This is a genomic window from Aquabacterium sp. (assembly GCF_036279675.1).
Lineage (GTDB): Bacteria > Pseudomonadota > Gammaproteobacteria > Burkholderiales > Burkholderiaceae_C > Aquabacterium.
The window spans coordinates 1-11,910 of the sequence record NZ_DASUIS010000100.1 but is presented as its reverse complement, the minus strand read 5'-3'; the positions used below and the strand labels follow the sequence as shown (position 1 = coordinate 11,910).

Sequence of the window (11,910 nt, the reverse complement as noted above, 5' to 3'; positions counted from 1 at the left end):
TCAGGCCAAACTCCGTGTAGGCGCGCTGCGTCACCTCGTTGCGCGTGCTCAGCACATCCAGCAACTGCGGGCGCAACTGGTGCGCCACGGCCAGGATCAGCAGCAGGCGTTCGGTGTCGTCCAGCTCGAGCTGGCGCACGGTGCGGCTGTAGGGGCAGTCCTTGTCCTGCAAGGCCGGCGCCGGCTGGCTTTGAGGCAAGGCGGGCGATGAAGGCGGCTTGCCAAAGTAATGCGCAAGCCGAAGCTGAAGACAAGTGGCCAGCCATTCCAGCTCGGCTTCCAGCGTGCGCGCGGCCTCAACGCTCAAGGCGCCCACGTTGCGCATGGCCTGGTCTCGTTTCATGGCGCACTCCATTCGACATGCATCGGCCGGTCCATCCAGGGCAGCTTCACCATGCTCAGGCCCCAGGGCAGGCTACCCAGCAGCATGTCAAAGGCGGCAGGTTGCACGCGCAGCTGCCAGGCACGGTCCAATGGCTCGATCCAGCCGGAGCGCTGCAGGAAGCTCTGGCGCAAGCCCTCCACACTGGTGCCCTTGAGCGCAGACCAGTGGCCCAGCACGGCTTGCAGCAGCGCAGCGGCCTCCTCACGTTCATGCGGCAGCAAGGTGGGCAGGCCGTGGCTCAGCGGCTCATGTTCGCCACGCCCCAGCAGCAGTTTGATCAGGCCCAGATCACACTCCAGCGCCTCAGCGGCATCACCCATGGCCAGCCAGTGCAGCACCGCGGCGGCACGTGGCCACAAGGCGTCTGCGATCGGGCCACGCTGACCTGTGGGGTACAGACCCAGCACGTTAAAGCAACGCGCCAGATAGGGATGCAGCAGCACCAACCCGGCCTGAGCGATGAGGTGCCCCTGGCTGATGACAGGTTCGCGGACGGGCCTGGCCGCTGGGCGAATGAGATCGGTGTTTAGTGTGGACGTGGCCACTGGCGCGGGATCGGCTTCTGTGGCCACGCGCAGGGGTGAGCCTTCAACGACATGTCGCGGCGCCTTGCTTGATTCATGCTCGCCCACGGAGCCAACGCCCTGTTCCGACGACATCAACGCTTCATGCGATGCCGATGTGGCCGCGCTGGCAGCGGCCCCTGCTTGTTTCAACAAGGCGCTGATCTGGCGCTGACACGCCAGCCAGGCGTCATGAACAGGCCCTTGATCGACCCACCCTGCCGTCCACGCCAGCGCGGCCTGCCCCCAAGCCTGCAGCACGGCATCCGGCATGGCCTCGCCACCCGCTTGCTGCCAATCCAGCCAGAGAGCCAGGGCGTGCAAGTGATCCGATGACGCCCCCTTCACCGCATGCATCAAGGCCATCAGGCTGGCGCGAATGGCCGCCGCCTCCGTGAGCCCGGACGCGCCTGCGCCATCCCCCTGAGCAGCAGCCGAATCAAGCTGACTCGGGCCATGGCGCCCGGCCACCACCTGCCGTTGCGATTCATCCAGAAGGCTCAACCAACGGCACAAGGCGCCCAGGCGATCCGGCAACGGTGTCTGGCCTGGCCAGGCATCAGGCCACATGCCCAGCGCCACCCAGAGTGCGGCAGCCTCACGCAATTGCCGCCTGGCCTGGTCTGCAGGCAAACCGGCCAGCGCCCAGTCCATCTGACCGGTGCGCAGGTAGTGCATCAGCTGAGCTTGCAAATGGGGCAAGCTGGCTGCAGGCGTCGTGCCTTGAACCGGATCGGATGCGGACCCGACCTGAGGCTGCCGATATGGGTGATCGTCAGACTCATTCGAGCGGTTTCTTGCAGTTGCCGCATCCAGCTGCGCGGGGGCGAGGCCTTCAACTCCGGCACCCGTTCTGCCCTGCTCTGCCACTCCCCGTGGATCATCCAGGTGTCCCAGCGCAACCGCCCCCGACGCACCGGCCAGCCAACGCTGCCAATGCGCCAAGGCGGCCTCGTCCACCCGCCACAAACGCCCGTCGAGCATCAGCTCGGCCCAACCCTGCTGGCGATCACGCCAGGCCAGATTCAGAGTTTGCAGCAGCCGATCGGGCGCCTGTTGTGCCAGGGCCAGCAAGGCGCACAACAAGGCACCCCGCTCGCCCAATGGCGTGGCGCCGAGGAGGTCGCCCGCAGGCGCACCAACCGTTGACTTGCCCCGGGGCAAGGGCTGCATCTCGCCTGCCGCCTGCTGCAGAGCGTGCGCAAGGGCTGAACCCAGTTCCTGCATCAGGGCTTGCGGCGAGGCCTCGGCAGGCACGCGCAACTGCACCTCCAGCCGATCCAGATAGCGCACGGTCTCACCCAGGCCATGCGCATCGAACGCCTGCTGCAAGGCAGCCTCCACATCCGGCATCAGCTCACGCAGCATCGTGCGCATGCCCATGGCGGTGTCTGCACCAGGGGTGCGGACCTGCCAGCGCAAGCGGCGGATACGGTGTGCGAGGTCGGCCATGGTTCAGTTCACCTTGCCCGCTCAGCCACGAATGGCCCCGATGTTCTTCAAGCCGCCGATCAGGACCTTCTGGTTCTGGTCGGTGGCGGCCACCTCCAGCGTACCGAGCTTGGCCGTGAGCTTGGTGGAGGCCGCACTGTCGGTGACCAGCATGGTGCTTTGCGCCAGCATGGCGGCCACATTGGCCGCACCGCCGGTGGCCGTGTTGGTCTTGGTGGTGACCACGTGTTCAGCCGTGGCGCCCACCGCGGCCCCCAGCTCACCCTGGGCGTTGCTCAACAAGGTCTGGGCCTTGCTGCGTTGGTCGGCAGACAGATCGGTGCGACCAACCAGCTCGGCCAGGTTCTGCACGCGCTGGCGTTTGTAGTCCACATCCTGTGCCAGTTCGTCCAGCAGCGAGTCGCCGGTGGCCATCAGCTTGCCGCCACCCAGCGCCACGGCACCCGTGGCCTCCTTGACGCTGAAGGCGCCCTTGACCAGGCTTTCCACATTGGAGGTCGCCAGATTCAGGCGGGCATCCACCGTGGTGTTGAGCGTCGCAATCTTCTTGTCCAGATCGACGCTGGTGACGGCGAACCGGGAATCGACCCGGCTGGTGACCAGGCTGTCGAGATCCAGCTTGATGGGGCGCACGATGCCGATCGGGGTGATGTCCTTGATGGGCGGACGCAGCAGGGGTGGCCGCTGCAACACGGGCTCGTCGGGCTCGGGCTCGTCCACCTCTTCGTAGGTGTAGGGCAAGGCGAAGTCGCCCACCACCTTGCCGTTGTCGTCGTACAGCAGCACGAAGGTGCCACCACGCCAGGTTCCACCGAGGTGATCCAGCGAGGGGTGATCGCCCACGAAGCGCGACAGCAGCAGCTTGTCGTCTTCGCGGTCGTCACGCGCCACGATGAGGTCATCCAGCCAGTTCAGCCAGATCGGATGCGTGGTCTGGATCAGCGAGTCGATGGGCGAGACGATGTCATTGCGCGCCACTTCACCGAGCTTGCTGCGGACATCGCCCAGCATCTGGAGCTGGTCGCCCAGCTTGTCGGCCCAGGCGGTCTGACGGGTCTCTTCGCGGTAGGCGGTGTAGCGTGTCTTGGCCAGCGCAGGCTGCGCCTTGGCACTGAGCGTTTCCATGTTGTTGCGCGCGGTTTGCACCACCTGCGTCACGGAGACCACGTTTTCCAGCTGATCGGGAATGGTCTTTTGCTGCACGGCCGCCTGCATGTTCTCGGAGAACTTCGAGGTGAAGCGCTGGCCTTCATCCAGGCGAACGGCCACGTCCTGGCGCAGCAGGTAGTGGAAACGGTGCAGATCGGTGTAGCGGATCTGGGGGCGGATGCGGATGAACTTCTTGAGGTTGTGAGCCAGCACCGCATGCACCTTGAAGGGCAGGTTGTACTGCGCCACCTGGGCCTTGAGTTCTTCGCGCACCTTGTGGACATCGCCGCCCAGATGCCCTTCGACGCGGAACATCTCGTAGCCGGCAATGGCACTGACCAGAGGGTTGCGCGCCCGCACCGAACCACCGTAGTCATTGGCACGGTAGCCCAGATTGGTTTCGGACTGCTGGCGCTTGTTGAGCCGGTAGTTCCACTGCGTGCTGATATCGGGACTGTAATACCAGGGGATGGCGCGCTCTTCCAGCGCCACCTCTTCGCCCATGCTGGGCGTGATGCGCAGCACGGTGTCTTCCGGAACGAAGAAGCACTTCATCTGTGCTTCGAGCTTGCGCACCAGGAAGCCGGCGCGAGCTGCCGCCTCGCGGGCACCGGTATCGGCCACGGATGGGAAGAAGGCCGTGCGCAAGGCGGTCGGGTCCTGCAGGCTGCCCAGCAGCAGGTGCTTGGGGAAGGCCGAGGTACCCGGCAGCAAAATGGCCGTGGTGTCGAGCAAGGCGTCGACCATGGCGTTCCAGGTGTCCACCATGTCCTTGAAGAAGCCGTAGATCAACTGGGCATTGCCGATGGTGATCTGCCCGAAGATCTCCTTGAGGCGCAGTTGCCAGGCCTCGATCGGACTGCTGCCGAACAGCGATTTCAGCTCGAGTGCGAAGTCCTGCCCGAACTGCTTGAGCGCTTCGTTCAGGGCGTTGAGCACCTCGTTGCAGGCATCGCGGTAGCGGGACATGAACAGCGTGGTGTTGCTCATCGCCGTGTTGAGCTGGGGGCGCGTGGCCAGCATGTCAGGCAGGCTGCGTGCCCGTTCGCTCACGGGCTGGAAGGTCGCGCGCAGGGCCTTGGCATCGTCGCTCAGGGCCAGCAGCAGGCGGATCTTCGTCATGGCCTTGCGGCCCAGGTTGTCGCAGTTCTCACCGATGCACAGGTCGGGATCCAGCTCGCTGGTTTCCACCAGCAGCACCACGACCCAGTCCTGCTTGGCCAGCGGTATGGGCAGGGGCGTGCCCAGCGGGTCGGCCTCGTCGGTCAGCTCCACCATCTTGTTGATGGTCTTGCCGTCCGGGAAGAAAGGCGCGTACTGTGGCTGCTTGTCGTCGTACGGCTTGCTGTGCGTGTAGCGCACGGCCTCAGGGCGGATGACCAGGTCACCATCGGTGGTGATGCCCAGGCCCGGGCCCACGGTGACCGCGGCATCTTCCACGGCCAGATCCAGCCCGCTGATCACGCCCACGCCAACGAGGTTGGTGCGCGTGAGGCGTTCCTGCTGGTTGAGGTAGAGGCTCAGCTCGTTGAGCTGGCCGTGGGTGAGCACCTGATCGCGCTCGAAGACCGTGTAGGTGCTCGCCGGGGTCGAGCCCAGCAACTGAAGGACCTTGATCGGATCAGCCATGGTCCGTCTCCTTGGGTGCAGAAATATGGGTGGTGCCGATGCTGCCCAGCGCCGTGCGGCCCAGAACGAAAGGCTCTTTGGGTGGCACGTCGGCAGCGCAGTCGTACAGGGTGCGTTGCGGGTAGACGCTCTTGATGGTGGACAGCACCTCGATGAGCGTGCGCAGCTTGATGTCGCGGTCAGCGCGTGTCACGCCCGCGTGCACCTGGATCCAGTCGCGCAAGGCGCCTTCGAAGCGGGCCATGTCGTCGCTGTTGACCCAGCAGATGCGCGGCATGATGTGCGCCGGCACTTCAGCGCGGATCACGCGCTCGGCGAACTCGCGAAAGCGCATGTCCTGGAAGCGCCCCGCATAAGCGGGCAGCACGATGAACAGCCGCCATGAATAGGGATCGACGTCGGTGCACTCGTCGCAATCGTTGTCCAGGCAGATGGGCATGAGCGGATCGCCCTGGGTGCGAGGGCGCAGCAGCAGGCCTTCCAGCACATACAGGCCTTCGCCGCTGTAGTGATGCTGCAGGTAATCGCGCAGTGCCTGCATCGCCACTTGCGCTGCCTCTTCGCTGTCGAAGCCTTCGTTGCGGCGGCCCAGCACCTTGTTGCCATCTGCAGGGTCCACCACGCGGAAGTAAACCTGCCCGTCCTTGCCTTTGTGCCAGCGGTAATTGCCCAGCTCCTGGCCGGCGGCAATGGCGCTGATCATTTGCTGGCGCGCTTCTTCGGGTGTCTTGAAGTAGGTGGTGGACGACAGCAGGATCTTGTCCGTCACGCCATGCACCACGCGGTAGCGAAACTCGTTGTTGGGCGTCTGGTCGATCTGCGGGTAGGCGTCGTACGAGACGGTAGCCAGGTTGCGGCGGCTCACATCCTGGATGCCCAGCAGGTAGGCAATGCGCTGCTCGATGCCGCTGATGTTGTCGCTGTTCCAGATGCCGTTGAGCTCGTCGGGGTACTGCCTGTAGGCACCCGCGCGGTTGGCTGTGAGGGCCGGTGCCTGGGCCAGGAACTCGCACTTGTCGGCCAGCACCTTGCGCTGCGTGTGGTCAAACACCGAGGCCATGATCGAGGCGTAGGCCGAGAAGTCTTCGCCGATGCGGGCCAGCAGGTGGTCCAGCTGGCGATCGCGCCGAGCCAGGGCTTGGGCCTCGGTCTCGATCAGGTCGGCAAGCTGCGTGTCCGACATGGCCTGGGTGAACAGCTTGTCAGAAGGGATGAAGTCATCGCGCACGGCTTGGGCCGTCAGCGCATGAAAGGGCGCTTCGTCATCACGCAAGCGCGCTGCTTCGACCGCCAGACCCTCCGGCCACACGCTCAGCAACTCGCGCGCCCGCTTCATCTGCGCCATGTCGTTGGCCATCTGCTGGTCGAACAGCATGAGGTAGGCGCGCCATTGCAACTGGTGAGCCTTGCGCGCCTCATCGGCGGTGCGTGGCAAGCCCGTGGGGCCCAGGCCATAGATCACGGGGAAATCACGCTGGATGCTGCGGTACTCGGCCAGATCGCGCCAGCGGCCCTGTGGCACGGCGGGCACATCGGCGCGATCGGTCTCGACAGCGGCGCGCTCCGCGTCACGCAGGGCATGGAGGCGGGCCATCACGGCAGCGGGCACGGCATCCATGTTCCAGGTGGACACGGGCACGCCGCGCTTGCGCAGCACCAGCCGGCCTTGCGGCTTCTTCGCGTACAAGGCCAGGCGGGGCATGTGGCCGGCCGCCACCGGGATCTGCCAGGGGTTGGGCACCGATACCGGGAAGGCGTCTGCGTCCAGCGGGTTGACGGTGATCGTGGCAATCGCGCGCACACCGGGCACATCCATCAGCTCGCCGATCAGGTCAGACAGGCGCAAGGACGATGGCAGCTCGGAGGCCTGCAGATCTCGCTCGTCGATGAAACCGTTTTCCAGCAGGGGGCCATCAAAGATCTCGTCGATGCGGTAGGGCTGACCGCTGGGGGACAGTCGTTCGCGCATCTGCGCCAGGCTGTAGCAAGGCACCTGTGGGGCCAGGGTGTTCTCGGCCACGAAGAGCAACTGCGCCGCGGCCTCGGTGACGTCGGCCTGCGTGTCCAGATCGATTTCGGCGCACAGCGAGAAGTACTGCACCGCCACTTCCTGCGGCTCCAGAAAGTCCTCACACAGATTGCGGTTGGCTTCCAGGGCGTTCTTCACGCGGGCCAGCACGGTCTGCTTGTCAGCCTGCGTGCCGATGTGGTCCATGAAGTCGATGCGCACCTGGTAGAGCCCATCGATGCCCACCGGCTTGCTGTGGCCATGTACGGGCGGGGCATACACCAGCTCGCGGGCGATCTGGTCGGCGAACAAAGGGATGTCAAAAGGCACCGGGGCCACCCAGGCATTCTTGACGCCGTCCAGGTCGATCAGCAGCTTGCGCCAGTCCAGGGTGGTGAGCGGGCGATTGGGCAGGCTGGCGCGGGGGCCATAGAACTGCCGTGCCAGGGCAGGTGGGGCACCGGTGGCCGGGTCCACCGGCTCGGCCAGCCAGTCTTCAATGGGTGTGCCTGCCCGGTAGCCTTGTTCTGCCAGGGCCATGCTCAGCATCTCCAGCGTGGTGATGCCGGGGTCGTGGATGTTGTGGTCCGTCCATTGCGCACCGGCCAGCTGGCGCAACCAGTCCAGGCCCTCGTTGAACAGGGCGCGCGGGTCTTCGCCAGGCTGAAGCGCCTCGCGCTTGAGAGACGGCAGGGTCTTGGCTTGCGGGGCCATCACGCAATCTCCTCGATCTGGTGTTCTGCGGCCGACACCAGGATCACATCGGGCTCCTGCGGGCTGAGCTCGCTCTGGTCTTCGCCGGGATGGTCTTCACGAGCCAGGCGCACATCGGTCACGTAGTCCACATAAGGCAAGGCCTCGATGGCGTCCACCAGGGCCGAGCGCACCACGCGGCCACCGAAGTTCAGCGGATGGCTCACATCAAAGGCCCAGGGCGAGAGCGTCTGCACCACGGCCTCGTTGAGCCTGGCCTTGTAGAAGCTGAAAGCAAAGCCATCGCGCATGTGCACCTTGAAGCTGAGCTTGACCGGCTGGTAGCGCGGGTTGCGCACGGTCACGGCCGAGGTCTGACCTGCGGGCCTGGCTTGCAGGCACATGGCCGAGCGCGCCAGCACGAACTGTTCGATGCGGGCCAGGGTGTCCAGATCGACACGTGGTTGAAGCACACCCATCGCGCCCATGGTGTTGCGCTGGCGCAGATTGGGCACCACCACCAGCATCACGCAACCCGGTGCGCGCCACGACTGGCTGTTGGCGTAGGGGATGCACTTGACACGGTCCACCGTGGGGAAGGCTTCGAGCACGAGGCGCTCGTGGTCCCACACCGTGATGGCCCGGCCACGATGGCGCAGGCGCTCGGCGGCACGGCGGGCCAGGGCAGCATCATCTTCCTTCAAGGCACCATCGAACGAGGCGTAAGGCTGGCTCAAGGCCTTGACCTCGGCCAACGGGCTCTTGAAGCGCGTGATCTTGCCGGCCGGCAGGCCATCGGCGAGGTGGGCAGCACCGTGGCCCTGCTCGACATAGGCCACCTCCACCGCATTGGAGTGCACGGCCACCAGGTTGCAGGCGGCACGTGGCTCAGCGGGAATGGCGGCACGCAACCACACCAGGCCAGCGGGCAGGCGCGTGTTGTCGGTGGTGACGGCATCCGGCAGCACGATCTGCACGATGCCGCTGCGGCGCAGGCTGTTGCTTGTGTCCAGCGGTAGAGCAGGCCCAGGCGTGAGCGCATGCCAGGCGTTGTCGGCCAGGGCGGCCCAGCGCACGTCCTGCACATGGGCCAGCGGATCGGCACTGCCCTCCTGCACCTGCAGCAACAGGCTCACCGGCTCGCCGGCCTGCACGCCTGAGAGGCCGATGAACAGCTCGCCTGCGGCTGTGTGGCGAGGCATCAGGGTGACACTGCGCTGGCGAGCCCACTTGCGCTGCTGCGTGAGCCACAGGTGCTCACGCGCCACGCCGAACACATCCACATGATAGAAGGCCAGATCGGAGGCCACAAAGGTGCCCTGGGTGCCCTTGTTAAGAGGCGTGAGGCCCGACTCGGCGTCATAGCTCAAGGTCAGCTCCTTGAGCTTGGGCGTGTAGGGCTCCTTGATGACCACGGGCTTGGTCAGCAGCAGGTTGGTGACGGCATCGGTGCGGTAGTCGTTGTGCAGCAGGTCCGTCATCAGGCTCAGGGTGATGAAACCGGGGCGCACGGTGGCGGGCACGGGCTTCTCATCTGATCGCTTGTGATGCAGGCGCTCTTCGAGCTTCGCCAGGAAACGCCCCACGGCCGTGCCGGACTGGCGCAAGGCATGCGCGACGGGCCGGTCCACCTTGCGCACCTTGAGGTTGGCTTTCTCCAGCGTCAGGATGCTGCCCGCAACAGGCGCCGGCAACATGAGCTGAACCGCCTGCTTGTGCTCGGCACGGGCATCAGCCCAATCGGCTTGCACGGACACACCGCTGCCCAGCTTGCTGGCGTTGGTGTAGCCGCTGTAGCGCGTGGTGATCTCGGCCTGTGTGGTGGGCGCCCCTTGCCATACCATCTGGATCGACAGGTTGGTCAGCGACTTGCCCAGCGCCTCTTCACAGCCCACAAAGAAGCGCGAGCCCTCGGACGGCTGCGCCCCGAAAGGCAGGAAAGGCTTCTTGGCATCCAGCAGGCCCAGTTCGCTTTCCAACACCAGCTTGCGCATGCCCTGCACACTCACGGCCAGCTTGATCTGATCCAGGCTCAAGGCGGCCAGGTCATCGTGCGCCAAAGGGCCGTCGGCCTTGAGCAGCAACTGGGCCACGGGCAGGCCGGGCTCGAAGGGCTGGCCGTGCAAGGCCGTGATGTCGACCACGGCGGGCTGGTCATCGGCCAGGGTGAACTGCAGCTTGCGCAGGCCGTTCTCCGTGGCCGACACGGGCTTGAGCGCGTAAGGCCCGATCCAGCCCTTGGGGCCGGTCAACAGCACCTCGAACGAAGCAGCCAGGGCCTCGGCCGTGTGAATTGCCCGCAGGCCTTCAAGGTAGAGCGTGAGCGTGACCGTGCGGGTGCCCTCGGCCAGACGCAACAGCCCGGATGACAGGGCAAAGCCCGTGGTGGCAGCCGGCATGGCAGGGCGATCGGCCAAGGCCTGCGCAAAGGGCGACCACACCGGGTTGTCAGGTGGCAGCTTGCCGCCCACGCCATCGACGGAATCGGCCACGGGCGCGCACACCAGGCGCTGGCCCACGTGGGTCACGGCACGCAGCGAGGCCACCTTGGCATGGTTGAGCACGGTGGGGCGAACGGGGTCGTACAACAGCTCGTTTTGCTGTTTGTCCTTGCCGGCCGACAGCAACTGGCCGGGCTGGAGTTCAATACTGGGCGCGCCTTTCTTCAACTCCAGCAGCACGTGGGCATGATCTGGCTGCGCAGGCTTGGGCGCGAAAGCCAGCACCGTCTGCATCTGGAAGTTCAGGTGCTGGCGGGTGAAGTCGTTGAGCTGCGCACGGGGGTGGCGAGCCAGTTGCGCATAGGCCATCAACAGGGCCAGATGCGGCGGCACGCTGCCATCGGTGGTGCGCATCAAGGCGGCCAGGCGGGCCCGGTAGCTGTCTGCCGTGTCGCCAGACAGGGACTGCAGCAAGATATCCTGCCAGTTGCCATCAGGCCGGGCGCTGCTGGCATCAAAGTAGTTCAAACGCCCGGCCAGAAAGCCGGCGGCCAGCACCAGGTCAGCGGGCTCGCGGTCATCCAGCGGCGCGTGGGCCGCGTCCAGATGCGGGTTCAGGCGATCGGCCTGGCGTGTGCCAGGGTCCGCCATCTGCGCCGGGTTGAGTTCAGGCATGGAGGCCATGTCGGTATGGGCGATCAAGCCGTGCGGGGCGCCGCAGCCATGCGCTGCTCGTTGGCGTCACCCAGGTAGAAGGGGTAGACCAGGTTGAAGCGCGAGTTGGTGCTGCGCACCTCGTAATCGAGGCGCACCTTGAGCACGCCCTCCAGCGCTTCGCTGTCGTCAATCAAGAGGTTGAGCACACGGATGCGCGGCTCGTGAACCAGCACGCCGGTGCGGATGCGGTCCAGCAGCAGGCTGCGCAAAGTGGTGCTCAAAGGCTCGAACATCAGCTCGCTCAAGTCCAGGCCATAGGTCGGGAACAGGGGGCGCTCGCCGGGCGTGGTGCCAAACAGGATGCGCAGGCTGGCATCGATGTCGGCTTCGTCCTGCGTCATGCTGGCGCCACCGGGGCCAAAGGCCGGCGGAAAAGCCCAGCCGCGGCCGAGGAAGGATTGGGTGATGTCGTCGCTCATGGCTGCTTCATCCAATGATCACGGTGGGTGCCCCAACAGCGGGTGAAGCACCGCAGGCACTGCTGTCGCCCACACGCAGCGCCGGTTTGCCGCCAATCAGCACCGTGGCGCTGCCCGCCACAAAGGGCGTCACAGGCGGGTGAGGTGGCGGGATCACGCAGCTGTGCATGTCACCCAGCACCGCTGCGGGCATGCCCGCAATGAGCACGGTGGGCACACCCGGGCCGAGGACGGATCCCCCGTGGGTGCTCAGGTCGGTGACGCGTGCGGCGGCGGGCATGGTGTGGTGTCCTGGGTGTGCGGGTGTGGATACTGGTGTGGCTCAGTTGATCTGCACGAGCGAGCCCACGACCTTGGTGGTGGCCGCGCTTTGCAGCTCGGCCCCGGCGCTGCCGCTGAGCTTGAGCTGGGCACCGGCTTCCACCTTGAAATCGGTGCTGGTCTTGAACTCGCC

6 protein-coding genes and 1 pseudogene are annotated in these 11,910 nt (G+C 65.7%); all 7 read right to left on the bottom strand.

Translation table 11 applies throughout. From position 1 onward, the window contains the following. Positions 1-343: pseudogene (locus tag VFW93_RS12275) on the bottom strand (hypothetical protein); the annotation flags it as partial. Then, on the bottom strand, positions 340-2,400 hold the full coding sequence (locus tag VFW93_RS12270) for a contractile injection system tape measure protein (protein ID WP_329694279.1): 2,061 nt from the start codon (positions 2,398-2,400) through the stop codon (positions 340-342). The gene VFW93_RS12270 and the pseudogene VFW93_RS12275, both read right to left, overlap by 4 nt. A 21-nt stretch (positions 2,401-2,421) precedes the next feature. After that, positions 2,422-5,178, bottom strand: a complete 2,757-nt coding sequence (locus VFW93_RS12265; RefSeq protein WP_329694278.1) for a hypothetical protein — start codon at positions 5,176-5,178, stop codon at positions 2,422-2,424. Further along, positions 5,171-7,900 carry a hypothetical protein gene (locus tag VFW93_RS12260; RefSeq protein WP_329694277.1) on the bottom strand — a complete coding sequence of 910 codons (2,730 nt, stop codon included), beginning with the start codon at positions 7,898-7,900 and terminating at the stop codon, positions 5,171-5,173. The genes VFW93_RS12265 and VFW93_RS12260 overlap by 8 nt, the downstream gene beginning before the upstream one ends. Continuing rightward, positions 7,900-11,004 (bottom strand): hypothetical protein, encoded by a 3,105-nt coding sequence (locus VFW93_RS12255; RefSeq protein ID WP_329694276.1) that lies wholly within the window; start codon positions 11,002-11,004, stop codon positions 7,900-7,902. Before VFW93_RS12255 ends, VFW93_RS12260 begins: the two co-directional genes overlap by 1 nt. 14 nt (positions 11,005-11,018) lie before the next feature. Further along, the gene (locus VFW93_RS12250) at positions 11,019-11,456 is read right to left on the bottom strand and encodes a GPW/gp25 family protein (protein ID WP_329694275.1); all 438 of its coding nucleotides are present in this window, start codon (positions 11,454-11,456) and stop codon (positions 11,019-11,021) included. A 7-nt stretch (positions 11,457-11,463) separates the two neighbouring features. Then, positions 11,464-11,736 carry a PAAR domain-containing protein gene (locus VFW93_RS12245; RefSeq protein WP_329694274.1) on the bottom strand — a complete coding sequence of 91 codons (273 nt, stop codon included), beginning with the start codon at positions 11,734-11,736 and terminating at the stop codon, positions 11,464-11,466. Positions 11,737-11,910: the final 174 nt, after the last annotated feature.